Origin of the sequence: Kluyvera sp. NPDC087067, assembly GCF_044745165.1 — a bacterium.
Lineage (GTDB): Bacteria > Pseudomonadota > Gammaproteobacteria > Enterobacterales > Enterobacteriaceae > Kluyvera.
This window is the reverse complement of sequence record NZ_JBIUZS010000002.1, coordinates 359790-385654: the sequence shown is the minus strand read 5'-3', so window position 1 is coordinate 385654 and position 25865 is coordinate 359790. Positions and strand designations below refer to the sequence as shown.

At 54.9% G+C, this 25865-nt stretch carries 25 protein-coding genes and 1 other RNA gene; 18 read left to right on the top strand and 8 right to left on the bottom strand.

The window, feature by feature from the left end:
* Positions 1–250: 250 nt before the first annotated feature.
* The 3 genes from ACIPDS_RS07195 to zapA form a co-directional block, all read right to left on the bottom strand.
* Positions 251–847, bottom strand: a complete 597-nt coding sequence (locus tag ACIPDS_RS07195; RefSeq protein WP_400734201.1) for a 5-formyltetrahydrofolate cyclo-ligase — start codon at positions 845–847, stop codon at positions 251–253.
* A 19-nt stretch (positions 848–866) separates the two neighbouring features.
* Positions 867–1050, bottom strand: a non-coding RNA gene (gene ssrS, locus ACIPDS_RS07190) — 6S RNA.
* A gap of 41 nt (positions 1051–1091) precedes the next feature.
* Positions 1092–1421 carry a cell division protein ZapA gene (gene zapA, locus ACIPDS_RS07185; RefSeq protein WP_166515589.1) on the bottom strand — a complete coding sequence of 110 codons (330 nt, stop codon included), beginning with the start codon at positions 1419–1421 and terminating at the stop codon, positions 1092–1094.
* A 158-nt stretch (positions 1422–1579) separates the two neighbouring features.
* On the opposite strand from zapA, the gene ACIPDS_RS07180 reads away from it, so the two are divergent.
* From ACIPDS_RS07180 to ACIPDS_RS07145, 8 genes are all read left to right on the top strand, one after another.
* A complete protein-coding gene (locus ACIPDS_RS07180; protein WP_166515590.1) occupies positions 1580–2158 on the top strand; it encodes a YecA family protein in 579 nt (192 codons plus the stop codon).
* Between the two features lie 65 nt (positions 2159–2223).
* The gene (pepP, locus tag ACIPDS_RS07175; protein ID WP_400734198.1) at positions 2224–3540 is read left to right on the top strand and encodes a Xaa-Pro aminopeptidase; all 1317 of its coding nucleotides are present in this window, start codon (positions 2224–2226) and stop codon (positions 3538–3540) included.
* Positions 3537–4715: a 2-octaprenyl-6-methoxyphenyl hydroxylase gene (ubiH, locus tag ACIPDS_RS07170; protein WP_400734196.1), complete on the top strand. Its 1179-nt coding sequence runs from the start codon at positions 3537–3539 to the stop codon at positions 4713–4715. Before pepP ends, ubiH begins: the two co-directional genes overlap by 4 nt.
* 18 nt (positions 4716–4733) lie before the next feature.
* Positions 4734–5936: an FAD-dependent 2-octaprenylphenol hydroxylase gene (ubiI, locus tag ACIPDS_RS07165; RefSeq protein ID WP_400734194.1), complete on the top strand. Its 1203-nt coding sequence runs from the start codon at positions 4734–4736 to the stop codon at positions 5934–5936.
* A 392-nt stretch (positions 5937–6328) separates the two neighbouring features.
* Positions 6329–7423, top strand: a complete 1095-nt coding sequence (gene gcvT / locus ACIPDS_RS07160; RefSeq protein WP_400734709.1) for a glycine cleavage system aminomethyltransferase GcvT — start codon at positions 6329–6331, stop codon at positions 7421–7423.
* Positions 7424–7449: 26 nt separating this feature from the next.
* Complete coding sequence (gene gcvH, locus ACIPDS_RS07155) at positions 7450–7839, top strand: glycine cleavage system protein GcvH (RefSeq protein WP_400734192.1); 390 nt, start codon at positions 7450–7452, stop codon at positions 7837–7839.
* A 121-nt stretch (positions 7840–7960) separates the two neighbouring features.
* Positions 7961–10834: an aminomethyl-transferring glycine dehydrogenase gene (gene gcvP, locus ACIPDS_RS07150; protein ID WP_400734190.1), complete on the top strand. Its 2874-nt coding sequence runs from the start codon at positions 7961–7963 to the stop codon at positions 10832–10834.
* A gap of 61 nt (positions 10835–10895) precedes the next feature.
* Positions 10896–11624, top strand: a complete 729-nt coding sequence (locus ACIPDS_RS07145; RefSeq protein ID WP_400734187.1) for an SDR family oxidoreductase — start codon at positions 10896–10898, stop codon at positions 11622–11624.
* Positions 11625–11896: 272 nt separating this feature from the next.
* On the opposite strand, the gene bglA is transcribed toward ACIPDS_RS07145, so the two are convergent.
* Both bglA and ACIPDS_RS07135 read right to left on the bottom strand, forming a co-directional pair.
* Complete coding sequence (bglA, locus tag ACIPDS_RS07140) at positions 11897–13330, bottom strand: 6-phospho-beta-glucosidase BglA (RefSeq protein WP_400734184.1); 1434 nt, start codon at positions 13328–13330, stop codon at positions 11897–11899.
* A 120-nt stretch (positions 13331–13450) separates the two neighbouring features.
* On the bottom strand, positions 13451–14185 hold the full coding sequence (locus tag ACIPDS_RS07135) for a MurR/RpiR family transcriptional regulator (protein WP_400734181.1): 735 nt from the start codon (positions 14183–14185) through the stop codon (positions 13451–13453).
* 44 nt (positions 14186–14229) lie between these two features.
* Between ACIPDS_RS07135 and yqfB the strand changes: the two genes are divergently transcribed.
* Entirely contained in the window at positions 14230–14544 is a 315-nt protein-coding gene (yqfB, locus tag ACIPDS_RS07130) for a N(4)-acetylcytidine aminohydrolase (RefSeq protein WP_400734178.1), read from the top strand.
* 158 nt (positions 14545–14702) lie between these two features.
* On the top strand, positions 14703–15365 hold the full coding sequence (locus tag ACIPDS_RS07125; RefSeq protein WP_400734176.1) for a hemolysin III family protein: 663 nt from the start codon (positions 14703–14705) through the stop codon (positions 15363–15365).
* Between the two features lie 179 nt (positions 15366–15544).
* On the opposite strand, the gene ygfZ is transcribed toward ACIPDS_RS07125, so the two are convergent.
* Positions 15545–16528, bottom strand: a complete 984-nt coding sequence (gene ygfZ / locus ACIPDS_RS07120; protein ID WP_400734707.1) for a tRNA-modifying protein YgfZ — start codon at positions 16526–16528, stop codon at positions 15545–15547.
* Between the two features lie 246 nt (positions 16529–16774).
* On the opposite strand from ygfZ, the gene sdhE reads away from it, so the two are divergent.
* Positions 16775–17041: an FAD assembly factor SdhE gene (sdhE, locus tag ACIPDS_RS07115; protein WP_062773044.1), complete on the top strand. Its 267-nt coding sequence runs from the start codon at positions 16775–16777 to the stop codon at positions 17039–17041.
* Positions 17022–17438: a protein YgfX gene (locus tag ACIPDS_RS07110; RefSeq protein ID WP_166515644.1), complete on the top strand. Its 417-nt coding sequence runs from the start codon at positions 17022–17024 to the stop codon at positions 17436–17438. The genes sdhE and ACIPDS_RS07110 overlap by 20 nt, the downstream gene beginning before the upstream one ends.
* On the opposite strand, the gene fldB is transcribed toward ACIPDS_RS07110, so the two are convergent.
* Complete coding sequence (gene fldB, locus ACIPDS_RS07105; protein ID WP_166515919.1) at positions 17435–17956, bottom strand: flavodoxin FldB; 522 nt, start codon at positions 17954–17956, stop codon at positions 17435–17437. The two genes, ACIPDS_RS07110 and fldB, sit on opposite strands and share 4 nt — an antisense overlap.
* Before the next feature lie 102 nt (positions 17957–18058).
* On the opposite strand from fldB, the gene xerD reads away from it, so the two are divergent.
* From xerD to lysS, 5 genes are all read left to right on the top strand, one after another.
* Positions 18059–18955 carry a site-specific tyrosine recombinase XerD gene (xerD, locus tag ACIPDS_RS07100; RefSeq protein ID WP_400734171.1) on the top strand — a complete coding sequence of 299 codons (897 nt, stop codon included), beginning with the start codon at positions 18059–18061 and terminating at the stop codon, positions 18953–18955.
* A 20-nt stretch (positions 18956–18975) separates the two neighbouring features.
* Positions 18976–19689: a bifunctional protein-disulfide isomerase/oxidoreductase DsbC gene (dsbC, locus tag ACIPDS_RS07095; RefSeq protein ID WP_166515646.1), complete on the top strand. Its 714-nt coding sequence runs from the start codon at positions 18976–18978 to the stop codon at positions 19687–19689.
* Between the two features lie 5 nt (positions 19690–19694).
* Positions 19695–21428 (top strand): single-stranded-DNA-specific exonuclease RecJ, encoded by a 1734-nt coding sequence (gene recJ / locus ACIPDS_RS07090; RefSeq protein ID WP_400734167.1) that lies wholly within the window; start codon positions 19695–19697, stop codon positions 21426–21428.
* 89 nt (positions 21429–21517) lie between these two features.
* Positions 21518–22616, top strand: a protein-coding gene (gene prfB / locus ACIPDS_RS07085) for a peptide chain release factor 2 (RefSeq protein ID WP_166515648.1) whose coding sequence is annotated in 2 segments (ribosomal slippage) — positions 21518–21592 and positions 21594–22616 — 1098 coding nt in all. Because the reading frame shifts where the segments join, the coding sequence is not laid out codon by codon here.
* 9 nt (positions 22617–22625) lie between these two features.
* Positions 22626–24143: a lysine--tRNA ligase gene (lysS, locus tag ACIPDS_RS07080; protein WP_166515649.1), complete on the top strand. Its 1518-nt coding sequence runs from the start codon at positions 22626–22628 to the stop codon at positions 24141–24143.
* Positions 24144–24370: 227 nt separating this feature from the next.
* Here the strand turns inward: lysS and idi are convergent, their stop codons facing one another.
* Positions 24371–24916, bottom strand: coding sequence for an isopentenyl-diphosphate Delta-isomerase (idi, locus tag ACIPDS_RS07075; RefSeq protein ID WP_400734162.1), 546 nt, complete (start codon positions 24914–24916; stop codon positions 24371–24373).
* Positions 24917–25117: 201 nt separating this feature from the next.
* Here idi and actS point away from each other — a divergent pair, with 201 nt between their 5' ends.
* Complete coding sequence (gene actS, locus ACIPDS_RS07070; RefSeq protein ID WP_400734159.1) at positions 25118–25864, top strand: amidase activator ActS; 747 nt, start codon at positions 25118–25120, stop codon at positions 25862–25864.
* The last annotated feature ends 1 nt before the right edge of the window (position 25865 follow it).

The following is a 25865-nucleotide window of genomic DNA, read 5'->3' as shown; positions in this document are numbered from 1 at the left end:
GCATTGTTTATGGGTAAAAGCAATTTACGATAGGGGTTCAGCATTGGGCTGAAACGGAAAAGCCCCTACCGAAGCAGGGGCTCAAAAAGGAAAGGGACAATGATGAGATACGTCATCATACTGCTGATTCTGTTAATTATCGCTTACCCGGCATATTAACAGTTAGCACGCAGGAGGGAGGTTCGCCTCCCTCACCCTTTACCGAGGAATTTAGGTCAAAAAAACGGCGCTGTCAATCGATAGAATTTGTCTACCACTGCCAGGTTTTTGACGGTGTCACCACGGCAGGAAGAGGGATATCCCACTCTTCGACCGGCAGCGTGGTCACCAACTGACAGTCATGCGCGTAGCCGACGGGTTGAACGCCATACTGGCGCCAGTTTTGTAATGTGCGGTCATAGAAACCACCGCCCATGCCTAGCCGTTGCCCTTTTTCATCAAAGGCCACTAACGGCGTAATTAGCACATCCAACTGACTGAGCGGTAGCACGTCACGCACATCAAGCCGTGGCTCGCTGATTTTCAGGCGATTAACCACCAGATGGCTGTGCGGATGGTAGTGCAGAAACAGCAGATTGCCCGGGCTAAACGGATGTAATACCGGCAAATAAACACGTTTGCCTGCCTGCCAGAGCTGTTCTATCAAGGGTTGGGTATCAAGTTCACCATCGAAGGATAAAAACAAGGCGACCGTTTTGGCTGTCAGAACGGGAGGCCAGGCCATCATTCGGGCCGCGGCTTGTTGACCGAACAGCTGCTGTTGCTCAGCGGTGAGCGCACGACGTCGTTGCCGGATTAACTGGCGAATGTCTTGTCGGGAAAGGGTATGCTCAGGAAACTGTGTCATAAGACCGGTAGGTAGAAGGGGAATCTCCGAGATGCCGCCGCAGGCTGTAACCCTTGAACCCTTGGTTCAAGGTGAATGTGTCGTCACAGTTTTAAGGCTTCTCGGACGAACCGAGCATGCTCACCAACCGTGGAGCGCCACATTCTTGTGGTATGAAATATCGGCTCAGGGGACTGGCCCGCTTGCGAACATCTCAGAGAAATTTTTTCTTCACAGTCACTCTACCATAGTAGACTGCAAAGTGTTATTCAAACTTTGGCCCTGACTTTTCGGATGTGCGACCCTGATCAAGTAACGCTTGTTCAATAGTCTGTTGCAACATCCGAATACGCTGTTCCATGCTTGATGCATAGTCACGCGTCTTCGCCTTTTCCTGAGTTAACTCATAGCTGATGTTCAACGCGGCGATGAAAACCAACTGCTCAGTATTTGTGACTTTAGTGCGTTCTTTTAGATCTTGCAACCGCTGATTCAGATCGTCCGCAGCCTGATTCAAAGCATCCCTTTGTTCAGGCGGGCAATTCACTCGCAGTGAACGGCCAAAAATATGGATATCGACGGGTTCTGCAGACATGCCACCTTCCTGCTGATTGACTGCGCGACCTTCACTCTCAGGGCGTGAAGGGGCGACACTATAGCTACCCTGGTGCGAACATACAAGCCCTTTTCTGGTATCCCCAGGGTCCAAAGTGGTAGCATATCATGAAATCCCTCCAACGATGACGAATGCGCATGTCTATAAAGAACGAAATGCCGGGTTACACCCTGGTAAACCAGCAATTGAACCAACAAGGCGTGGGTCTGACCCCCGCTGAAATGCACGGACTGCTGAGCGGGCTGCTGTGCGGCGGCAACAAAGACAGCTCATGGCAGCCGCTGGTTCACGACCTGACTAACGAAGGCCTGGCCTTTGGTCAGGAATTGGCTCAGTCGCTGCGCGCCATGCATGCCGCAACCAGTGACGCGCTGGAAGATGACGGTTTTCTTTTTCAGCTTTATCTGCCTGACGGTGATGACGTCACCGTGTTTGAGCGCGCCGATGCGCTGTCCGGTTGGGTAAACCACTTCCTGCTGGGCCTCGGCATGGTGCAGCCTAAGCTTGATAAAGTGAAAGATGAAACTGGCGAAGCCATTGACGATCTTCGTAATATTGCGCAACTTGGTTATGACGAAGATGAAGACCAGGAAGAGCTGGAGATGTCGCTGGAGGAGATTATTGAATACGTTCGTGTTGCAGCGCTCTTGTGCCACGATACTTTCACGCATCCGCAGCCGACAGCACCTGAAGTTCAAAAACCAACATTACACTAAGCCTGATTGCTCTGTTGACGGCGTATTCACGCGAACGGAGCGCTAAGGGATTGAAAGGAGATGTCATGACACAGCAAGCGTTTCTCCGCCGTCGCCAGGCGCTACTGGCACAGATGAAGCCAGGTAGCGCGGCGCTGATTTTTGCCGCGCCAGAAGTGACGCGCAGCGCGGATTCCGAGTATCCCTATCGCCAGAACAGCGATTTCTGGTACTTCACGGGCTTTAATGAGCCAGAAGCCTTGCTGGTGCTGATTAAAAGCAATGACACCCACAACCATAGCGTCCTTTTTAACCGCGTTCGCGATCTGACCGCTGAAATCTGGTTTGGTCGCCGCCTGGGACAGGATGCGGCACCGGAAAAACTGGGCGTCGATCGGGCACTGGCGTTCAGCGAAATCAATCAACAGCTGTATCAACTGTTGAACGGTCTGGACGTGATTTATCACGCTCAGGGCGAATACGGCTGGGCCGATGAGATTGTCTTTACCGCCCTGGATAAACTGCGTAAAGGCTCGCGTCAGAATCTGACCGCGCCGGATTCAATCATCGATTGGCGTCCGATGGTGCACGAAATGCGCCTGTTTAAGGACAGCGAAGAGATTGATATTCTGCGCCGCGCGGGCGAGATTAGCGCGCTGGCGCATACCCGCGCGATGGAAAAATGCCGCCCGGGCATGTTTGAATATCAGCTGGAAGGGGAGATTCTGCATGAGTTTTCCCGCCACGGTGCCCGCTATCCGTCCTACAACACCATCGTCGGCGGCGGTGAAAATGGCTGTATCTTGCACTACACCGAAAACGAGTCTGAACTGCGCGACGGCGATCTGGTGCTGATTGATGCGGGCTGTGAATATCAAGGTTACGCCGGTGATATTACCCGTACCTTCCCGGTTAACGGCAAATTTACCCCCGCACAGCGCGCCATCTATGACATCGTTCTCGCGTCGCTGTACAAGTCTCTTGAGCTGTATCGTCCCGGCACCTCAATTCAGGAAGTGACCACGGAAGTGGTGCGGATCATGATTACCGGTCTGCACGGCCTGGGGATCCTCAAGGGCGATATTGAACAGCTCATCACCGACAACGCGCATCGCCCATATTTTATGCATGGCTTAAGCCACTGGCTGGGGCTCGATGTCCATGACGTGGGCGCCTACGGCGTAGAACGTTCTCGCGTGCTTGAACCTGGCATGGTGCTGACCGTTGAGCCGGGCCTTTATATCGCGCCGGACGCTGACGTTCCGGCAGAGTATCGCGGCATCGGTATTCGTATTGAAGACGATATCCTGATAACCGAAGACGGCAACGAAAACCTCACCGCCAGCGTCGTCAAAAACGCCGATGACATTGAAGCCTTGATGGCGGCGGCGCGAAAGCTATGAGCCTGATAATCGTCGGCGGCGGAATGACCGGCGCCACGCTTGCCCTGGCGGCATCGCAACTTACCGCTGGCCGTCTGCCGGTACACGTGATTGAGGCGGCTGATATTCACGCCGCCCAGCACCCGGGCTTTGATGCGCGAGCGATTGCGCTGGCCGCTGGCACCTGTCAGCAGCTGGAGAAAATCGATCTTTGGCAGGCCATTGCCGACTGTGCGACCGCTATTACCACCGTGCATGTCAGCGATCGTGGTCACGCGGGATTTGTCACCCTGGACGCTGCCGACTACCGTCTGGCGGCGCTCGGTAACGTGGTCGAGCTGCATGACGTCGGTCAGCGGCTGTTCGGCTTGCTGCGCAAAGCGCGCGGCGTGACGCTGCATTGTCCTTCACGAGTGACGCAGGTCGAGCGGCAATCCGACGGCGTGAGCGTCACGCTGGATAACGGCGAAACGCTGCACGGTAAACTGCTGGTGGCGGCTGATGGCTCGCGCTCAACGCTGGGCGAGCAGTGCGGTATTCACTGGCAGCAGGAACCGTATAATCAGGTGGCGGTAATTGCTAACGTCACCACCGCCGTCCCTCATCAGGGACGTGCGTTCGAGCGCTTCACCGAATACGGGCCGCTGGCAATGTTGCCGATGTCCCATAACCGCTGCTCGCTGGTGTGGTGTCATCCGCTGGAACGTCATGACGAGGTATTAAGCTGGTCAGATGAACGTTTTTGCCACGAACTGCAGCAGGCGTTTGGCTGGCGATTAGGTCGCATTACCCAGGCCGGGGCGCGCAACGCTTATCCGCTATCGTTATCTACCGCAACGCGCACCGTGTCACACCGGCTGGCGCTGGTGGGCAACGCCGCGCAGACGCTGCATCCGATTGCCGGGCAGGGATTTAACTTAGGCTTGCGCGATGTGATGACGCTGGCAGAAACGCTGGCGCAGGCGCATGCCAACAATCACGATATCGGCGACTACCCGCTGTTATGCCAGTATCAACGCCAGCGGGCAGAGGATAAATCTGCCACCATTGGCGTTACGGACGGTCTGGTGCATCTGTTTGCTAACCGCTGGGCGCCGCTGGTTGCCGGACGCAACGCGGGGCTGATGGCAATGGAATTATTTACCCCGGCACGCGATGTGCTGGCGCAGCGTACGCTGGGCTGGGTCGCTCGTTAAGAGCTTTAAGGAGTTAATGTGCAAAGTGTTGATGTTGCCATCGTAGGCGGTGGAATGGTTGGGCTGGCGGTGGCCTGCGGTTTACAGGGCAGCGGCCTGCGGGTTGCAGTACTGGAACAATCGCTGCCGCAGCCACTTGCCGCCGATGCGCCGCCTGCGCTGCGCGTGTCGGCCATTAATGCGGGTAGCGAAAAGCTGTTATCGAAGCTGGACGTCTGGTCGGCAATTGTTGCCCAGCGCGCCAGCTGTTACCACGGCATGGAAGTGTGGGATAAAGACAGCTTTGGCCGCATCGCGTTTGACGACCGCAGCATGGGTTACAGCCATCTCGGGCATATCGTCGAGAATGCGGTTATTCATCAGGCGCTGTGGCAAAAGGCCGAGCGCTGCGCAGACGTCACGTTAATGGCACCGGCAGAATTACAGCAGGTGGTGTGGGGCGAGAACGAAGCCTTTTTGACCCTGAAAGATGGCAACATGCTGACCGCTCGCCTGGTGGTTGGCGCCGACGGCGCAAACTCCTGGCTACGCAACAAAGCCGATATTCCGCTGACCTTCTGGGATTACCGACACCATGCGCTGGTCGCCACCGTGCTCACCGAGGAGCCGCATGAAGCCGTCGCGCGCCAGTGTTTCCACGGCGAAGGTATCCTCGCTTTCCTGCCGCTGTCCGATCCTCATTTATGCTCTATTGTCTGGTCGCTGTCGCCGCAGGAAGCTGAGCGGATGCAGCAAGCCGATGCAGCCGAATTTAATCAGGCGCTGAATATTGCCTTTGATAACCGTCTGGGGCTTTGCAAGGTGGAGAGTGAGCGGCAGATTTACCCGCTCACCGGACGCTATGCGCGCCAGTTTGCGGCGCACCGTTTAGCGCTGGTCGGCGATGCGGCGCACACCATCCACCCGCTTGCCGGGCAGGGCGTTAATCTGGGCTTTATGGATGCGGCTGAACTGATTAATGAGCTTAAACGGCTACAGGCGCAGGGCAAAGATTTTGGTCAGCATTTCTATCTGCGTCGTTACGAGCGTAGCCGCAAGCATAGCGCGGCGGTCATGCTGGCGGGCATGCAAGGTTTCCGCGAACTGTTCGCTGGGGAAAATCCGGCGAAAAAACTGTTGCGCGATATCGGCCTGAAACTGGCGGACACGCTGCCCGGCGTTAAGCCGCAATTAATTCGTCAGGCGATGGGCCTGAATGACCTGCCTGAGTGGCTTCGTTAAGTCGCTCACACTTTTACTCCCGGTGATTCCACCGGGAGTCTCTCCCTCATTTGAAAAAATCTAATTTCACGTCATTTTTCGCATTAGTTTTATTAATCCATCCATTTTTTTGTTACGGAAAACACGCCTTGTTTCCCGCAGGAAATATTATCTTGTGCTAAATATTTCGCCGTTATTGTTAATAATATGTGGCGTATTTCGCTTTTTTGCAGTTGATAGTTCTGTATGATTTTTGGCGTCTTTGGGTCATAAGCTAATGTGATGGCCCTTTTTTCTTGATGGTTAACGACGGTGTTCAGTGGTAAGTTCAGGGAAAAGATAACGTTTGCGTCGGTGCCTTAGACGGGGATCGGCGTCAGGTTTTGTGGTGCGATTTACAAAACGAGGATATGATGGCTCAAGAAACGCCTTTGTACGATCAGCACGTGTTATGTGGCGCGCGCATGGTAGATTTCCACGGCTGGATGATGCCGCTGCACTATGGCTCGCAGATTGATGAACACCACGCGGTGCGTACCGATGCCGGGATGTTCGATGTGTCGCATATGACCATCGTTGACCTCCACGGCCCGAGAACCCGAGAATTTCTGCGCTACCTGCTGGCGAACGACGTCGCAAAGCTCACCAAACCGGGTAAAGCGCTTTACAGCGGCATGCTAAATGCCTCGGGTGGCGTGATTGACGACCTGATTGTCTATTACCTTACCGAAGATTATTTCCGCCTCGTTGTTAACTCCGCTACCCGCGAAAAAGACCTCTCCTGGATTACCCAACACGCCGAACCTTATGCCATCGACATCACCGTCCGTGATGACCTGTCGCTTATTGCGGTACAGGGGCCGAACGCGCAGGCGAAAGCCAATAGCCTGTTTACCGATGAGCAGCGTCAGGCCGTTGACGGCATGAAACCGTTCTTTGGCGTACAGGCGGGCGACTTCTTTATCGCGACGACCGGCTATACCGGGGAAGCGGGTTATGAAATTGCGCTGCCGAAAGAGCAGGCCGCTGATTTCTGGCAAAAGCTGGTACAGGCTGGCGTGAAGCCTTGCGGTCTGGGCGCGCGCGACACGCTGCGTCTGGAAGCGGGCATGAACCTGTACGGTCAGGAGATGGATGAAGGCGTTTCGCCGCTGGCTGCCAATATGGGCTGGACTATCGCCTGGGAACCGGCCGATCGTGACTTTATTGGTCGCGACGTACTGGAACAAGAACGCGAGAGAGGGACTGAACAACTCGTCGGCCTGGTGATGACAGAGAAAGGCGTTCTGCGCGGCGAACTGCCGGTACGCTTTACCGATGCCAACGGCAACGCCTGTGAAGGGACGATCACCAGCGGCACCTTCTCGCCAACTTTAGGCCACAGCATTGCGCTGGCTCGCGTCCCGGAAGGGATTGGCGAAACGGCAATTGTGCAAATCCGTAACCGCGAAATGCCGGTGAAAGTGACCAAACCTATTTTTGTGCGTAACGGCAAGGCCGTCGCGTAACCTATTCTTATTCTGGAGAATTTTTGATGAGCAACGTACCAGCAGAACTGAAATACAGCAAAGAACACGAATGGCTGCGCAAAGAAGCTGACGGTAGCTACACCGTGGGGATTACCGAGCACGCGCAGGAGCTCCTGGGCGATATGGTCTTTGTTGACCTGCCGGACGTAGGCGCCACCGTTAGCGCGGGCGATGACTGTGCGGTCGCAGAATCCGTTAAAGCGGCTTCTGATATTTACGCGCCAATCAGCGGTGAAATTGTCGCCGTCAACGAAGAACTGGGTGATTCACCGGAGCTTGTGAACAGTGAACCATATGAAGGCGGCTGGATCTTCAAAATTAAAGCCAGTGACGAATCGCAGGTTGCCGCGTTGCTCGATGCAACCGCATACGAAGCATTATTAGAAAACGAGTAAGGTTGTGCCGGATGGCACTGCGTTTATCCGGCCTACGTGATGTGGGCCCGGTAAGCGAAGCGCCACCGGGCAGTTCAGTTAGATAATCTCGATTCACCGCACGTTTCAGGAACCATCGCTCATGACACAGACTTTAAGCCAGCTTGAAAACCGTGGCGCGTTTATTGAACGTCACATCGGGCCGGATGCCCAACAGCAGCATGAAATGCTCAAAACCGTCGGCGCAGATTCATTAAATGCGCTGATTGGGCAGATCGTGCCGAAAGATATCCAGCTTGCTACGCCGCCACAGGTAGGCGACGCCACGACAGAATTCGCCGCGCTGGCAGAGCTGAAGGCGATTGCCAGCCGCAACAAGCGCTTTAAGTCATACATTGGCATGGGCTACACCCCGGTACAGCTGCCGCCGGTTATTCAGCGTAATATGCTGGAAAATCCAGGCTGGTACACGGCTTACACTCCGTATCAGCCGGAAGTGTCGCAGGGGCGCCTGGAATCGTTGCTCAACTTCCAGCAGGTGACGCTGGATTTGACCGGCCTGGATATGGCCTCCGCCTCCTTGCTGGACGAAGCGACCGCCGCGGCTGAAGCCATGGCAATGGCTAAACGCGTCAGCAAACTGAAAAATGCGAATCGCTTCTTCGTCGCCGCTGACGTGCATCCGCAAACGCTGGACGTGGTGCGCACCCGTGCGGAAACCTTCGGCTTTGACGTGATTGTGGATGACGCGGACAAGGCGCTCGAGCATCAGGACGTCTTCGGCGTGCTGTTACAGCAGGTAGGTACGACCGGCGAGGTTCACGACTACAGCAAGCTGATCGCTGAGCTGAAATCGCGCAAAGTGGTCGTAAGCGTTGCCGCTGATTTTATGGCGCTGGTGCTGTTAACCGCACCGGGTAAGCAGGGCGCGGACATTGTCTTCGGCTCCGCTCAACGTTTCGGCGTACCGATGGGCTACGGCGGCCCACACGCGGCGTTCTTTGCAGCCAAAGATGAATTCAAGCGCGCGATGCCGGGCCGTATTATCGGCGTATCGAAAGATGCGGCGGGCAATACCGCCCTGCGCATGGCGATGCAGACGCGTGAGCAGCATATCCGCCGCGAGAAAGCCAACTCCAACATCTGTACCTCGCAGGTACTGCTGGCGAACATCGCCAGCCTGTATGCTGTTTATCACGGCCCGGTTGGCCTGAAACGTATCGCCAATCGTATCCACCGTCTGACCGATATTCTGGCTGCCGGCCTGCAACAAAAAGGCCAGAAGCTGCGTTTTGCGCACTACTTTGACACCCTGTGTGTCGAAGTGGCCGACAAAGCCGCCGTACTGGCGCGCGCGCAAGCCGCTGAGATTAACCTGCGTAGCGACATCCTGAACGCCGTGGGGATCACCCTGAACGAAACCACCACTCGCGAAGATGTGCTGGGTCTGTTTAACGTCATTCTGGGCGACAACCACGGCCTGGATATCGACACGCTGGACAAAGATGTCGCGCTCGATAGCCGCTCTATCCCGCAGACCATGCTGCGTGATGATGCCATTCTCAGCCACCCGGTCTTTAATCGCTACCACAGCGAAACGGAGATGATGCGCTATATGCACTCTCTGGAGCGTAAAGATCTGGCGCTGAATCAGGCGATGATCCCGCTGGGATCGTGCACCATGAAGCTTAACGCCGCCGCGGAAATGATCCCAATCACGTGGCCTGAATTTGCCGAACTGCACCCGTTCTGCCCGGTTGAGCAGGCGGAAGGTTACCATCAGATGATCGGTCAGCTGTCCGATTGGCTGGTGAAATTAACCGGTTACGACGCGCTGTGTATGCAGCCGAACTCCGGCGCGCAGGGCGAATATGCGGGTCTGCTGGCGATTCGTCACTACCATGAAAGCCGTAACGACGGTCATCGCGATATTTGCCTTATCCCAAGCTCGGCGCACGGCACTAACCCGGCCTCCGCGCAGATGGCGGGAATGCAGGTTGTGGTAGTGGCTTGTGATAAAAACGGCAACATCGATCTGGCCGATCTGCGCGCGAAAGCGGAGCAGAATGCGGCGAACCTGTCCTGCATTATGGTGACCTACCCGTCGACCCACGGCGTGTATGAAGAGACGATCCGCGAAGTGTGTGAAATCGTGCACCAGTTCGGCGGTCAGGTTTATCTTGATGGCGCGAACATGAACGCGCAGGTGGGCATTACTTCCCCAGGCTTTATCGGCGCGGACGTTTCGCACCTTAACCTGCATAAAACTTTCTGTATTCCGCACGGCGGCGGCGGCCCAGGTATGGGGCCTATCGGCGTGAAAGCGCATCTGGCGCCGTTTGTTCCGGGCCATAGCGTTGTGCATATTGAAGGCATGCTGACCCGTCAGGGCGCGGTCTCCGCGGCACCGTTCGGTAGCGCCTCTATTTTGCCAATCAGCTGGATGTATATCCGCATGATGGGCGCGGAAGGCTTAAAACAGGCAAGCCAGCTGGCGATTCTGAACGCTAACTATATTGCGACTCGCCTGAAAGACGCTTATCCGGTGCTGTACACCGGTCGCGACGGTCACGTGGCGCACGAATGTATTCTTGATATTCGTCCGCTGAAAGAAGAGACGGGCATCAGCGAGCTGGATATTGCTAAGCGCTTGATCGACTACGGTTTCCACGCACCGACCATGTCATTCCCGGTAGCCGGTACGCTGATGGTTGAGCCGACCGAATCGGAAAGCAAAGCTGAGCTGGATCGCTTTATTGAGGCGATGCTGGCAATCCGCGCTGAAATCGACCGCGTGAAAGCGGGTGAGTGGACGCTCGAAGATAACCCGCTGGTTAACGCGCCGCACACGCAGAGTGAGCTGGTGAGCGAGTGGAATCATGGTTACAGCCGTGAAGTTGCTGTTTTCCCGGCGGGCATGGCGAACAAATACTGGCCGACGGTGAAACGTCTCGACGATGTTTACGGCGACCGTAACCTGTTCTGCTCTTGTGTCCCGATGAGCGAATATCAGTAATCGCTTGATTACACTATTCTTTAAAGGCGCTTCGGCGCCTTTATTTTTTTGGGAGAAACGTATGGCACTGGCATTGGTCACCGGCGCAAGCCGGGGAATTGGTCGAGCGACGGCGATCCAGCTGGCGCAGGAAGGGTATACGGTCGCGGTGAACTATCACCAGAATGCGCAGGCGGCGGATGAAGTGGTGAGCCTTATTAAGGCGTCGGGCGGTAAGGCATTTGCTGTGCAGGCCGATGTGGGGGATGAAGCGCAGGTCGAGGCGATGTTTGCGGTACTGGACGAGCAACCAGAGGCGCTGACCGCGCTGGTCAATAACGCCGGTATCCTGTTTACGCAAAGCCGCGTGGAAGCGCTGAGCGCCGAGCGTATCAATCGGGTACTGAAAACTAACGTCACCGGCTATTTCCTCTGTTGCCGTGAGGCGGTAAAGCGGATGGGGCAGGGAGGCGCGATTGTAAACGTCTCTTCTGCGGCATCTCGCCTGGGTGCGCCTTTTGAATATGTGGATTACGCGGCTTCAAAGGGGGCGGTGGACACGCTGACAACGGGGCTGGCGCTTGAGGTCGCGGCGCAGGGGATCCGCGTGAATGGCGTGCGCCCGGGTTTGATTTATACCGAGATGCACGCCAGCGGCGGCGAGCCGGGGCGCGTCGATCGCGTGAAGTCGATGCTGCCGATGCAGCGCGGCGGCGAGCCTGAAGAGGTGGCGCAGGCGATTGTCTGGCTGTTGAGTGAGAAGGCGTCTTATGTGACGGGGAGTTTTCTGGAGTTAGCGGGTGGGAAGTAGTGCGAGATTGCCCCCTCACCCTAACCCTCTCCCCGTGGGGGAGAGGGGACCGATCGAGCATGTGGCACGCCCGCTTTTCTCCCTCGCCCCGTGGGGATGAGGGGACCGGTCGAGCATGTGGCACGCCCGCTTTTCTCCCTCGCCCCGTGGGGATGAGGGGACCGGTCGAGCATGTGGCACGTCCGCTTTTCTCCCTCGCCCCTTTGGGGAGAGGGCCGGGGTGAGGGGGAAGTTCCCGTAGGCCGGATAAGCGTAGCGCCATCCGGCAAAACTCACAGACTCTCGCCGTTGCTGGCAATCACCTCTTTGTACCAGTTAAAACTCTTCTTACGTGAACGCGACATATCCCCCGTGCCGTCATCATGCTTGTTCACATAGATAAAGCCGTAACGTTTGCTGTACTGCCCGGTGGTGAAGGACACGCAGTCGATGCAGCCCCACGGCGTGTAGCCCATCAGATCAACGCCATCGTAGGTGACCGCTTTCATCATCTCTTCCACGTGCGCACGCAGATAGTCGATACGGTAATCATCATTAATGCTGCCGTCGTCTTCCACCTTATCGTAAGCGCCAAAACCGTTTTCGACGATAAACAATGGCTTCTGATAACGCTCGTACAGCTCGCACAGCGAATAACGCAGGCCAACCGGATCAATCTGCCATCCCCAGTCGGAAGCTTTTACGTGCGGATTAGGCACGCTACCTTCGAAACCGGAAATCGCATCGCCCCTGCCGCCTTCGGCCTTCACGGCGTTGGTCATGTAGTAGCTAAGCCCCAGATAGGCACAGGTGCCTTCACGCAGAATGTCTTCATCACCGGCTTCCATTTTGATGTTGAAGCCGCGACGCTCCCACTCATTCAGTACATAGCGCGGGTAGTAGCCACGCATTTGCACGTCGGTAAAGACATAGCGCTCACGCATGGATTCCTGAGCAAACATCACATCTTCCGGCTTACAGGAGAACGGATAGAGCGCCACCATCGCCAGCATACAGCCGACCTGCATTTCTGGATTAATACGACGCGCAGCCTTCACTGCCAGTGCGCTGGCAACAAACTGGTGGTGCAGTACCTGATACATGGTCTCTTCTGGATTCTCATGCTCGGTGTAAACCACGCCAGAACAGCAGTAACCAAATAGCGGGGCGCGCCAGTTACGCTGGTTATTGATCTCGTTGAAGGTCATCCAGTATTTGACCTTGTGCTTATAACGTTCGAAAACGACTTCGGCAAAGCGGACAAAGAAATCGACCACTTTGCGGTTAGTCCATGCCCCGTACTGCTGCACCAGATGCAGCGGCATTTCGAAGTGGGAAAGGGTAATGACCGGTTCGATATTATATTTCAGCAGCTCATCGAACATATCGTCGTAGAACTTCAGCCCTTCTTCATTTGGCTGGGTTTCATCGCCGTTTGGGAAGATGCGGGTCCAGGCAATCGAAGTGCGGAAGCATTTGAAGCCCATTTCGGCGAACAGCTTGATGTCTTCTTTATAGTGGCCGTGGAAGTCGATGGCCTCATGGTTCGGATAGTATTTACCGGGCACCACTTCCTGCGTAATTTCGCGGGGAACGCCGTGGGCGCCACCGGTTAGCACATCACAGATGCTGGGGCCTTTGCCGCCTTTATTCCAGCCGCCTTCAACCTGGTGTGCGGCTATGGCACCGCCCCATAAAAAGTCTTTCGGTAAGGTCAGTTTTTTCATCTTTGTTATGCTCATTTATTTGGCTTAATAAATTCGAGTCTAACAAAGGGATAATAAATGTCACGATATAACAAATTCCACCAAAAGGAATATGTGACATCTATAAAACACCCTGTTTTTTTATGCTAATTTCTTCGCCAGTTTACGGCCTAACGTTTCCAGAATATAGATAACTGGGATCTGCGTCGTAATATCATAAACTCCGCCGATACGCGTTTGTGGAACATGCCACGAGAGGTTGAAATCGGCGAGTTTTGCCAGCCGTGAGTTTTCATGACTGGTGATGGACATGACCTTGCAGCGATGCAGGCTGAACTGCCCAGCAAAACGCAGGATCTCTTCCGTTTCACCGGAAACGGAAAGCACAATCGCCAGAGCATTTTTGGCCATGTCGTTAGTTACCGGGAAATAGGGATCGTCAATGTGATTACTGAATTTTCCAATATTGGAAAAGAACCGTGCGCCATATTTTGCTAATGAACCAGAGGTGCCTGCGCCGACAAAAATAACACGTTCCGAAGACAGTATTATTTCGACCGCCTCATTGAGTAGCGTATCAAATTCATCATTATTGACGCTTTTAAAAAAGCTAATAATTTCACTGGTGCCGAAATTTGTCTGCTGCGGTTCATCCTGCTCCAGGTATAATTTGAAGCGCACGCGAAACTCCGAGTAACCATCGCAGTTGAGCTTACGACAAAACCGCATCACCGTCGTGGTGGATACGCCCGCCGCATCCGCCAGCTCGCGGATGGTCATGTACATCACCGTGTCACGATTTTTGATGACATAGTGATAGACCATCATCTCAAGATTATTGAGGCTGGCAATGGCGGCGTGGGAGAATAAGCTCACGGTGGCGATACTCGTAAATTAAATGACCTATAGGGAATGATACCATGCAGCCAAACGACATCACTTTTTTTCAACGTTTTCAGGACGACATTCTGGCTGGCCGCAAGACCATTACGCTGCGCGATGCGGCGGAGTCTCATTTTAAGGTGGGCGATATTCTGCGGGTTGGCCGTTACGAAGATGACGGCTATTTTTGTACTATCGCCGTGCAGGCAACCGCGACCGTGACGATGGATACGCTGACCCAGCGGCACGCTGAGCAGGAAAATATGACGCTTCCTGAGTTAAAACAGGTGATTGCAGATATTTACCCTGGTGAGAATACTTTTTATGTTATTGAATTTAAACGTATCGCGTAAAAAAGCTTACACGTGTGAGTTGAATGATCCTATTAACTAATTGATTGGTAAGATTTTACAAAAATTCATCATTTTATTTTAGCTTACATGTGTTCACTGGAATCATTCTCAGTTACGCTAGGGTGTTTGTACGATTTTTCGTTCGCCCGGAGCGCGTAATGGATAAGAAACCACTCATTAAGCAGGGATATTCTCTGGCAGAGGAAATTGCCAATAGCATTAGTCACGGCGTCGGTTTTGTTATGGGAATCGTTGGGCTGGTGTTGCTGCTGGTACAGGCCCTTGAGGCTAACGCCAACGCAACGGCCATCACCAGCTATAGCCTGTACGGCGGCAGCATGATCCTGCTGTTTTTGGCCTCGACGCTGTACCACGCCATTCCTTCCCAGCGTGCCAAAGTATGGCTCAAAAAATTCGACCATTGCGCGATTTACCTGTTGATTGCCGGCACCTACACGCCATTTTTGCTGGTGGGGCTGGACTCACCGCTGGCGCGAGGTCTGATGATTGTCATCTGGAGCCTGGCGCTGCTGGGCATTTTGTTCAAGCTGACCATTGCACATCGTTTTAAAATTCTGTCGCTGGTGACCTATTTGACCATGGGCTGGCTGTCGCTGATTGTGGTGTATCAGTTGGCGGTCAAGCTGTCGCCGGGCGGGGTAACGCTGCTGGCGCTGGGCGGGATTATCTATTCGTTGGGGGTGATTTTTTATGTCTGCAAGCGGATACCGTACAACCACGCTATCTGGCACGGCTTCGTGTTAGGCGGTAGCGCCTGTCATTTCCTGGCGATATATTTGTATGTGGGGCAGGTCGCGTAGTTTTTGTGCTATCCCGGCGGCGCTGCGCTTGGCCAGGCTACCAACTCCCCTGGCGGCGTAAATGCCTCGTCCGGGCTACGCTTGTAGGCCGGATAAGGCAACGCCGCCATCCGGCAATCGGCACCGAATAGCCTGATGGGCTGTGCTTATCAGGCCTACTCCCACACAGCGCGGGGCAATTACTCTTTGTCTAACGAATACGGCAGCGGTTGAATGCTCAATGTATTGGCATCATCGCGCACCCGGAACACGCTATCGGCTTCCATATCGTTATTCATAACCACCTGCACCAATAGCTGACCATCATCCAGTTGAACCGCTGCCAGCACGGTACCGGTACGGCGCCAGTTGTCACCCATTTTCAGCTCGAGATCTTCCCCGGCTTCCGGTACGCGGGCGGCGTTGCCTGCTAACGTCCACAGCGCACGCTTGTTGGCGCCACGGAATTTAGCGCGAGCCACCATCTCCTGACCGGTATAGCAGCCTTTTTTAAAGCTGATACCGCCCAGCGCCTGTAGGTTTGTAGCCTGCGGAATAAACAGCGCGCTGTTGGCTTCATCAATCACCGGTAGACCGGCTTCGATGTCTAACGCCAGCCACTGCTGGCTGTTATTAAGCTGGGCTTCACCACGTAGTGCTTCGGTGACCCGTTCGGCGGTGGCGGCATCGGTGACCAGCAGGAAACGCTCGTCTGGATGAGCGAACCACAGCAGCGACGTTTCGCCTTCCTGCACGCTCGGTTTATCGGCGTCAGGCAGCTCAGTAAAAAGATTGGCTAGCGCGGCGCGCGCCTGGAAACCGGCAACGCCCAGCAAGACGAGGGAGTCGTCTGCTGCGATGGTCACTTTCGAGAATACGGCGTATTTCTTCAATTGCGTTAGCTGCGCTTCACGCACGCTGCGGCGCTCAATAAAGGCAAAACCGTCCTGGCGGCGGAACAGACGCAGGTTGCTCCACATTTTGCCCTTGGCATCGCAATGCGCCACCAGCAGATGCTGATGTTCGTCCATCTGCGCGACGTCAGCAGTGACCTGGCCCTGCAGATACTTTTCGCTGTCAGCCCCGGTGAGGGTCGCCAGCGCCCAGTCATCTAGCGTCATTAACGTCAGCGGTAAACGCGCACAGGCGCAAGGCTTTCGTGGAGGAAATGGAGTAAAAGGCATATGGGTGTCCTGAATTGAGTAACGAACGCGCTTTTGACTCATGGTAAAAGAGATACCGGTCATTGCAAGCGCTTTCGACGGTCGTTTTGTGCCGTTAGCGCGTTCTGCGAGACGTCACGAAACAAAATGAATCCCTTTCATTTATCATGGTTTTTTTTGGAATATGGCGCGTGTAACGTGAGATTCCAGTAAGGTAACTGCAAAAAACACGTTAAACTAATCACAACGTAATGCTGGAAGGAAATTATGGACATCAATAACAAAGCCCGTATCCATTGGGCATGCCGCCGAGGTATGCGTGAACTCGATATTTCAATCATGCCGTTCTTCGAGCATGAGTACGACACGCTGAGCGATGAAGACAAAACGGTCTTTATCCGTCTGCTGGAATGTGATGACCCAGACCTGTTCAACTGGCTGATGAACCACGGTAAACCGGCTAATGCCGACTTCCAGCGTATGGTACAACTTATTCAAACACGGAATCGGGAACGTGGTCCTGTGGCAATCTGATTTACGCGTCTCCTGGCGCTCACAGTGGCTCTCTTTACTGCTCCATGGTTTAGTGGCGGCCTTTGTGCTGCTGATGCCGTGGCCGTTAAGCTACACCCCGCTTTGGCTGTTGTTGCTGTCGCTGGTGGTGTTCGACTGCGTGCGCAGCCAACGGCGCATTCATTCGCATCAGGGGGAAATTAAGCTGCTGATGGATTCCCGCTTACGCTGGCACGATCAGGAGTGGGATATTCTGGGGGCGCCGTGGATGTTGAGCTCAGGGATGATGCTGCGGATCCGCCGCTGTGACGGTGGTCGACGCCATCATCTGTGGTTAGCGGCAGACAGTATGAATGCTGAGGAGTGGCGCGACCTGCGGCGGATATTATTGCAGCAACCCGCGCCGGGGCAGCATTAAGAGAACTGCTCGGCCATTTCGCCAAGAATTTGTTCACACCAGCTTTGGATGCGCTCATCACTGAGATCGTACTGGTTGGTTTCATCCAGCGCGAGACCGACAAACAGCTGCCCGTCAGCAATAACCGGTTTCGGGCTGGTGAACTCATAGCCTTCGGTTGGCCAATAGCCGACAAATTTCACCCCTTTCGTCGCGAGCTTGTCGTGCAGCATACCCAGCGCGTCGAGGAACCATTCACCATAGCCAAGCTGATCGCCCATTCCGTAGAGCGCAATAATTTTGCCTTCCAGATTCAGCGTATCCAGTTGTTCCCAGACCGCTTCCCAATCTTCCTGAATTTCACCAAAATCCCAGGTCGGGATCCCCAGAATGAGCACATCGTACTGCTCCATTAACGCCGGGGAATCATCTTTTAAATTATGCAGTGTGACCAGTTCCGGCCCGATGATGTCACGGATTTTCTCTGCTGCCATCTCGGTGTAACAGGTGCTGGAACCATAAAAAAGGCCGATATTCATGACGTACAGCTCTCGATTCTGATGATGATGATGTCGGTAGTGTACCAGAAAGGCACCTGAATCAGGCATAATGACGCTGATTAAACACGCACAGGAGCCGATGTGGACAAGGATCTTGCACGAATCGAACAATTTCTCGATGCGCTGTGGCTGGAGCGAAATCTGGCGGAAAACACCCTTAGCGCGTACCGTCGTGACCTCACGATGGTGGTTGAATGGCTGGCGCATCGCAGCCTGACGATTGAGAATGCTCAAAGCGACGATCTGCAAAACTTACTCGCTGAACGCCAGCAGGGCGGCTATAAAGCAACCAGCACGGCGCGGCTGCTCAGCGCTATGCGTCGTTTCTTTCAGCACCTGTACCGTGAAAAAATTCGCGCAGATGATCCTAGCGCGCAGCTGGCATCGCCTAAACTACCTCAACGGTTGCCGAAAGACCTCAGTGAAGCGCAGGTCGAACGTTTACTAAAGGCGCCGGTTGTTGACCAACCGCTTGAGCTTCGTGATAAGGCGATGCTCGAAGTGCTGTATGCTACCGGGCTGCGCGTTTCAGAACTCGTCGGCCTGACGATGAGCGATATCAGCCTGCGCCAGGGCGTGGTGCGGGTTATCGGTAAAGGGAATAAAGAGCGGCTGGTTCCTCTGGGGGAAGAGGCCGTGTATTGGGTTGAAAACTGGCTGGAGCACGGTCGCCCGTGGATGTTGAACGGCGTGGCTATCGACGTGCTGTTCCCAAGCCAGCGCGCCCAGCAAATGACGCGACAGACCTTCTGGCATCGTATTAAGCACTATGCCCAATTGGCCGGGATTGATAGCGAAAAGCTGTCACCGCACGTTTTACGTCACGCCTTCGCGACGCATTTGCTAAACCACGGCGCCGATCTGCGCGTGGTGCAAATGCTGTTAGGGCATAGCGATTTATCGACCACCCAAATTTATACGCATGTTGCCACCGAGCGGCTGCGACAACTTCATCAACAGCACCATCCACGAGCATGATGCTGATTAAAGGATAATTTATGAAAAAAGGTTTAATGATGTTCACCCTGCTGGCCGCCGCTTTTTCCGGCCTCGCCCATGCTGACGATGCCGCAATTAAACAATCGCTGGCGAAGCTTGGCGTGCAGAGTACCGACATCCAGCCTGCCCCCGTGGCGGGCATGAAAACGGTGCTGACCAACAGCGGCGTGCTGTACGTGACGGAAGATGGCAAACACATCATCCAGGGGCCGATGTATGATGTCAGCGGCGCGCAGCCGGTGAACGTCACTAACGCTTTGCTGATGACGCACCTGAAAGCGCTGGATAAAGAGATGATTGTTTACAAAGCCGCGCAGGAAAAACATGTCATCACCGTCTTCACTGACATCACCTGTGGCTACTGCCACAAGCTGCATGAAGAGATGAAAGACTATAACGCGCTGGGGATCACCGTGCGCTATCTGGCGTTCCCACGTCAGGGGATCCAAAGCCAGGCCGAGCAGGATATGAAATCCATCTGGTGCGCTAAAGATCGCAACAAAGCGTTCGATGATGCGATGGCGGGCAAAGGCGTACAGGCTGCAAGCTGTAATATCGATATTGCCAACCACTACGCGCTGGGCGTGCAGTTCGGTATCAACGGTACCCCGGCTATCGTTCTCAACGATGGCTATGTGGTTCCAGGTTATCAGGGGCCGAAAGAGATGAAAGCCTTCCTCGACGAACATCAAAAACAGACCGGCGGTAAATAATTCGCGTGAAACATCAGACACAACTTCGCCGCCGTGAGGTGGATGATTCAATTGCGCTCCCGGAAGAACTCTCCCCGCTGCTGCGTCGTCTGTACGCCAGCCGGGGCGTGAAGTCGGCAGGCGATCTGGAGCGCGGCCTGAAAGGAATGCTGCACTGGCGCAGCCTGACGGGCGTCGAAAAAGCCGTTGAGATGCTGCACGACGCATTCGAGAAAAACCTGCGCATCATGGTGGTGGGCGATTTTGATGCCGACGGCGCGACCAGTACTGCGTTAAGCGTCCTGTCGCTGCGCGCGATGGGCTGCCAAAGCGTGGAATACCTGGTGCCCAACCGCTTTGAAGACGGTTACGGCCTAAGCCCGGAAGTGGTCGATCAGGCTCATGCGCGCGGTGCGCAGATGATCATGACCGTGGATAACGGGATCTCATCCCATGAAGGGGTCGATCACGCGCATGCGCTGGGGATCCGCGTGCTGGTCACCGATCATCACCTGCCGGGAGAAAAGTTGCCCAACGCCGATGCGATGGTCAACCCGAACCTCGTCGACTGCCCGTTCCCGTCGAAATCGCTGGCGGGCGTGGGCGTCGCTTTCTACCTGATGCTGGTGCTGTGTAGCCACCTTAAAGAAAAAGGCTGGTTTGAGCGCCGCGGTATTGCCGTGCCGAAGATTGTCGAGTTTCTCGATCTGGTGGCGTTGGGGACGGTAGCCGACGTGGTGCCGCTGGATGCCAACAACCGAATCCTGACCTGGCAAGGGCTCAGCCGCATTCGTGCCGGCGTTTGCCGTCCGGGCATTAAGGCGCTGCTTGAAATTGCTAACCGTGACGCATCGAAACTGGTCGCAAGCGATCTCGGCTTTGCGCTGGGCCCGCGCCTGAACGCCGCAGGCCGTCTCGATGATATGTCGGTCGGCGTGGCGCTGCTGCTTTCCGATAACCTCGGTGAAGCCCGCATGCTGGCAAGCGAGCTGGATGCCCTAAACCAGACGCGCAAAGAGATTGAGCAGGGGATGCAGGCAGAGGCGTTAACCCTGTGCGAACAGCTTGAGCGGGGCCGTGAAACGTTGCCCGGTGGGCTGGCGATGTATCACCCGGAGTGGCATCAGGGCGTGGTCGGAATTCTGGCTTCACGCATTAAAGAGCGTTTCCACCGCCCGGTCATTGCTTTTGCGCCTGCCGGAAACGGTCAGTTAAAAGGGTCGGGACGCTCTATTCAGGGGCTGCACATGCGCGATGCGCTGGAGCGTCTGGATACGCTGCATCCTAACTTGATGCTGAAGTTCGGCGGCCATGCAATGGCGGCAGGACTCTCTTTGGAAGAAGCGCGGTTTGAGGAGTTTCAGCTGCGCTTTGGCGAGCTGGTGACGGAATGGTTAGATCCGGCGCTGCTGCAAGGGGAGATCCTCTCCGACGGCGAACTGACTCCGCAGGAGATGACGCTTGAGATGGCGCAGATGCTGCGTGAAGCTGGGCCATGGGGGCAAATGTTCCCGGAACCGTTATTTGATGGACGTTTCCGCCTGCTGCAACAGCGGCTGGTGGGCGAGCGTCACCTGAAGGTGATGGTGGAACCGGTGGGCGGCGGGCCGCTGCTGGACGGCATCGCGTTTAACGTCGATACCGCCATCTGGCCGGATAACGGCGTGCGTGAAGTGACGCTGGCTTACCGGCTGGACATTAATGAATATCGTGGCAACCGCACCTTACAGCTTATCATCGACAATCTCTGGCCGAATTAGCACCGCTTTAACTGTAATTAAGAGCGGGAATCCGCTAAGATTCCGCTCTTATAACCGCATTTTTCTCGTCCATTAAAAGAAAATAGACCATGTTTGAAATAAACCCGGTAAATAATCGCATTCAGGACCTCACGGAGCGCTCTGACGTTCTTAGGGGGTACCTTTGACTATGATGCTAAGAAAGAGCGTCTGGAAGAAGTAAACGCCGAGCTGGAACAGCCGGATGTCTGGAATGAACCCGAACGCGCGCAGGCGCTGGGCAAAGAACGTTCCTCCCTGGAAGCCATCGTCGACACGCTCGACCAGATGACGCAAGGTCTTGAGGATGTTTCTGGCCTGCTCGAACTGGCTGTAGAAGCCGACGACGAAGATACTTTCAACGAAGCCGTGGCTGAGCTGGACACGCTGGAAGATAAGCTGGCGCAGCTGGAATTCCGTCGGATGTTCTCCGGTGAATATGACAGCGCGGATTGTTACATTGATATCCAGGCCGGTTCTGGCGGTACTGAAGCGCAGGACTGGGCAAGCATGCTGGAGCGCATGTATCTGCGTTGGGCAGAAGCGCGCGGTTTTAAAACCGAAATTATCGAAGAATCCGAAGGTGACGTGGCAGGGATTAAATCCGTGACCATCAAAATCTCCGGCGATTATGCGTACGGTTGGCTGCGTACTGAAACCGGCGTTCACCGCCTGGTGCGTAAGAGTCCGTTTGACTCCGGCGGCCGTCGGCATACCTCGTTTAGCTCTGCGTTCGTTTACCCGGAAGTGGATGACGATATTGATATCGACATTAACCCGGCGGATCTGCGTATCGACGTATACCGTGCTTCCGGCGCGGGTGGTCAGCACGTTAACCGTACGGAATCCGCGGTGCGTATCACTCACATCCCAACCGGGCTTGTGACGCAGTGCCAGAACGACCGTTCTCAGCATAAGAACAAAGACCAGGCCATGAAGCAGATGAAAGCGAAGCTTTATGAACTGGAAATGCAGAAGAAGAATGCAGAAAAACAGGCGATGGAAGATAACAAGTCTGACATCGGCTGGGGCAGCCAGATTCGTTCATATGTTCTGGACGATTCCCGCATTAAAGACCTGCGCACCGGGGTTGAAACCCGTAACACGCAGGCGGTACTGGACGGAAGTCTGGATCAATTTATCGAAGCAAGTCTGAAAGCAGGGTTATGAGGAACCAACATGTCTGAACAAAACGCACAAGGCGCTGACGAGGTAGTCGATCTTAATAACGAAATGAAGGCACGCCGCGAGAAGCTGGCTGCACTGCGTGAGCAGGGCATCCCGTTCCCGAATGATTTCCGTCGCGACCGTACCTCAGACCAACTGCACGCTGAATTCGATAGCAAGGAAGGCGAAGAGCTGGAAGCGCTGAATATCGAAGTTTCCGTTGCTGGTCGTATGATGACTCGCCGTATTATGGGTAAAGCCTCTTTCGTGACTTTACAGGACGTTGGCGGCCGTATTCAGCTGTACGTTGCCCGTGACGACCTGCCGGAAGGCATCTATAACGAGCAGTTCAAAAAATGGGACCTCGGCGATATCCTGGGCGCGAAAGGTAAGCTGTTCAAAACCAAAACCGGTGAACTGTCTATCCATTGTACCGAGCTGCGTCTGCTGACCAAAGCTTTGCGTCCGCTGCCGGACAAATTCCACGGCCTGCAGGATCAGGAAGCGCGTTATCGTCAGCGTTACCTGGACCTCATCTCTAACGATGAATCCCGCAAGACCTTTAAAGTGCGTTCACAGATTATGGCGGGCATCCGTCAGTTCATGGTGGGTCGCAACTTTATGGAAGTTGAAACCCCAATGATGCAGGTGATCCCAGGCGGTGCGGCAGCACGTCCATTCATCACCCATCACAACGCACTGGATCTGGACATGTACCTGCGTATCGCGCCGGAACTGTACCTGAAGCGTCTGGTCGTGGGTGGCTTCGAACGCGTATTCGAAATCAACCGTAACTTCCGTAACGAAGGTATTTCCGTTCGCCATAACCCAGAGTTCACCATGATGGAACTCTATATGGCGTACGCGGATTACAAAGATCTGATCGAACTGACCGAATCCCTGTTCCGCACCCTGGCGCAGGATATTCTGGGTAACACTCAGGTGCCTTATGGCGACCAGACTTTCGACTTCGGTAAGCCGTTCGAAAAACTGACCATGCGCGAAGCGATCAAGAAATACCGTCCAGAAACGGATATGGCCGATCTGGATAACTTTGATAGCGCGAAGGCGATTGCTGAAAGCATCGGTATCCGCGTTGAGAAGAGCTGGGGTCTGGGCCGTATCGTTACCGAAATCTTCGAAGAAGTGGCCGAAGCGCATCTGATTCAGCCGACCTTCATCACCGAATACCCGGCAGAGGTTTCTCCGCTGGCGCGTCGTAACGATGAGAACCCGGAAATCACTGACCGCTTTGAATTCTTCATCGGCGGCCGCGAAATCGGTAACGGTTTCAGCGAGCTCAACGATGCAGAAGACCAGGCGCAGCGTTTCCAGGATCAGGTTAACGCGAAAGAAGCCGGTGACGACGAAGCGATGTTCTACGACGAAGACTACGTGACCGCGCTGGAACACGGTCTGCCACCGACCGCAGGTCTGGGTATTGGTATCGACCGTATGGTGATGCTGTTCACCAACAGCCACACCATCCGTGACGTGATTCTGTTCCCGGCAATGCGCCCGGTGAAATAATCGCTACAGCGAAAAGTAAAAACCCGGCTTGCCGGGTTTTTTTATGCCTGATGGCGCGTAGCTTATCAGGCATACATGTTGTCAATGCCCACAGTATCTATACCGTGTAGGCCTGATAAGGCGTAGCCGCCATCAGGCATAACCGCGCACATTGCCGGATGGCGGCTTTGCCTTATCCGGCCTACATCAATCGGTAGCCCAGCCGAGCGCAGCGACGCCGGGAATGCCTAGCCGCGCGCGAATGCACTAAACGCCTGGCGCGCTTTATCGTCGGCGGCTTCCATCACCATCCACGGGCTAAACGCCCACGGCGTCAGTTCCAGCGCGCGCAGCATATCTTCAAGCTCGCACCACTGATATTCCATCACCTCATCCGTATTCGGCGCAACGCTGGTGGTTACGTGCGCCGCATAAACCGGGCAAACCTCATTCTCGACGATGCCATTTGGCGCCACGGCGCGATAGCGAAAGTCGGCGGCAACCGGCGTTATATCTGCAATCTCCACGCCAAGCTCAAAGCGACAGCGGCGAACAATCGCCTGCTCGAACGTTTCGCCCTGCTGCGGATGCCCGCAAACCGAGTTGGTCCAGACTCCAGGCCAGGCCACTTTGCTTAACGAACGGCGCGTAACCAGCAGTTGGCCGCGTTCATTGAACAGCCAGCAGGAGAAGGCGAGATGCAGGGGAGTGAAGAGGGTGTGAGCGGCGTACTTCTCCAGAATGCCTGAAGGTTTATCGTGCTCATCGAGCAAAATGACATGTTCGCCAGTCATGACTACTCCTGAAAATAAAAGATGACCCAGCGTTTACCCGCAGGGCCATAGACTCAGGCAACCAGCGTAGCCCATAAAGGGGAAAAAGGCATTACCAAAACAAGCCTCCGATTCCTGCACGCTTACGATACGGGGAGTTTGGCATCCGCCGCTAGCCTGTTATCATAGTTCACCCGAACGTTCATGACCCGAGGATTCGCTTTGCGAGCAGGACGCCAAATCACTTCGCCATTCCGTCTGTTAATGTGCCTGATTATCGGGCTCATTCTCTCCGGCTGTGCTGGAAACGCCTCCAACTCAGAAGGCAGCTACAGCGGCTCGGTCTACACCGTTAAGCGCGGCGACACGCTGTCGCGTATTTCGCGTATGACGGGCACCAGCGTAAGGGATTTGGCGCGAATGAACGGTATTTCGCCGCCCTATACCATCGAGGTTGGGCAGAAGCTGAAAGTGAGTAGCTCGTCTAAATCCTCGGGCAGTAAAAAATCAACTGCCACCAGAACCGCGAAAGTCACGCCGTCTTCCGCGGTGCCGAAATCCTCCTGGCCGCCGGTCGGCCAGCGCTGCTGGCGATGGCCTGCAAGCGGTAAAGTGGTTATGACCTATTCCACCTCGGAAGGGGGGAACAAAGGGATCGATATCGCGGGCAGCCGCGGTCAGCCGGTTTATGCCGCCGCCGCCGGGAAAGTGGTGTACGTCGGTAACCAGCTGCGAGGTTACGGCAACCTGGTGATGATTAAGCATAACGAGGATTACATCACCGCTTACGCGCATAACGATAAACTGATGGTTAACAACGGGCAAAGCGTGAAAATTGGCCAGCAGATTGCCACCATGGGTAACTCCGATGCCGATTCGGTGAGGCTGCATTTCCAGATTCGTTATCGCGCCACGGCGATTGATCCGCTGCGCTATTTACCGCCTCAGGGCAGTAAACCTAAATGCTAAG

What these genes read in the sequence shown, in the direction of transcription:
- ACIPDS_RS07195 (WP_400734201.1), bottom strand. Translation starts at nt 847, where the DNA reads ATGACACAGTTTCCTGAGCATACCCTTTCCCGACAAGACATTCGCCAG.
- zapA (WP_166515589.1), bottom strand. Translation starts at nt 1,421, where the DNA reads ATGTCTGCAGAACCCGTCGATATCCATATTTTTGGCCGTTCACTGCGA.
- ACIPDS_RS07180 (WP_166515590.1), top strand. Translation starts at nt 1,580, where the DNA reads ATGTCTATAAAGAACGAAATGCCGGGTTACACCCTGGTAAACCAGCAA.
- pepP (WP_400734198.1), top strand. Translation starts at nt 2,224, where the DNA reads ATGACACAGCAAGCGTTTCTCCGCCGTCGCCAGGCGCTACTGGCACAG.
- ubiH (WP_400734196.1), top strand. Translation starts at nt 3,537, where the DNA reads ATGAGCCTGATAATCGTCGGCGGCGGAATGACCGGCGCCACGCTTGCC.
- gcvT (WP_400734709.1), top strand. Translation starts at nt 6,329, where the DNA reads ATGGCTCAAGAAACGCCTTTGTACGATCAGCACGTGTTATGTGGCGCG.
- gcvH (WP_400734192.1), top strand. Translation starts at nt 7,450, where the DNA reads ATGAGCAACGTACCAGCAGAACTGAAATACAGCAAAGAACACGAATGG.
- gcvP (WP_400734190.1), top strand. Translation starts at nt 7,961, where the DNA reads ATGACACAGACTTTAAGCCAGCTTGAAAACCGTGGCGCGTTTATTGAA.
- ACIPDS_RS07145 (WP_400734187.1), top strand. Translation starts at nt 10,896, where the DNA reads ATGGCACTGGCATTGGTCACCGGCGCAAGCCGGGGAATTGGTCGAGCG.
- bglA (WP_400734184.1), bottom strand. Translation starts at nt 13,330, where the DNA reads ATGAAAAAACTGACCTTACCGAAAGACTTTTTATGGGGCGGTGCCATA.
- yqfB (WP_400734178.1), top strand. Translation starts at nt 14,230, where the DNA reads ATGCAGCCAAACGACATCACTTTTTTTCAACGTTTTCAGGACGACATT.
- ACIPDS_RS07125 (WP_400734176.1), top strand. Translation starts at nt 14,703, where the DNA reads ATGGATAAGAAACCACTCATTAAGCAGGGATATTCTCTGGCAGAGGAA.
- ygfZ (WP_400734707.1), bottom strand. Translation starts at nt 16,528, where the DNA reads ATGCCTTTTACTCCATTTCCTCCACGAAAGCCTTGCGCCTGTGCGCGT.
- sdhE (WP_062773044.1), top strand. Translation starts at nt 16,775, where the DNA reads ATGGACATCAATAACAAAGCCCGTATCCATTGGGCATGCCGCCGAGGT.
- fldB (WP_166515919.1), bottom strand. Translation starts at nt 17,956, where the DNA reads ATGAATATCGGCCTTTTTTATGGTTCCAGCACCTGTTACACCGAGATG.
- dsbC (WP_166515646.1), top strand. Translation starts at nt 18,976, where the DNA reads ATGAAAAAAGGTTTAATGATGTTCACCCTGCTGGCCGCCGCTTTTTCC.
- lysS (WP_166515649.1), top strand. Translation starts at nt 22,626, where the DNA reads ATGTCTGAACAAAACGCACAAGGCGCTGACGAGGTAGTCGATCTTAAT.
- idi (WP_400734162.1), bottom strand. Translation starts at nt 24,916, where the DNA reads ATGACTGGCGAACATGTCATTTTGCTCGATGAGCACGATAAACCTTCA.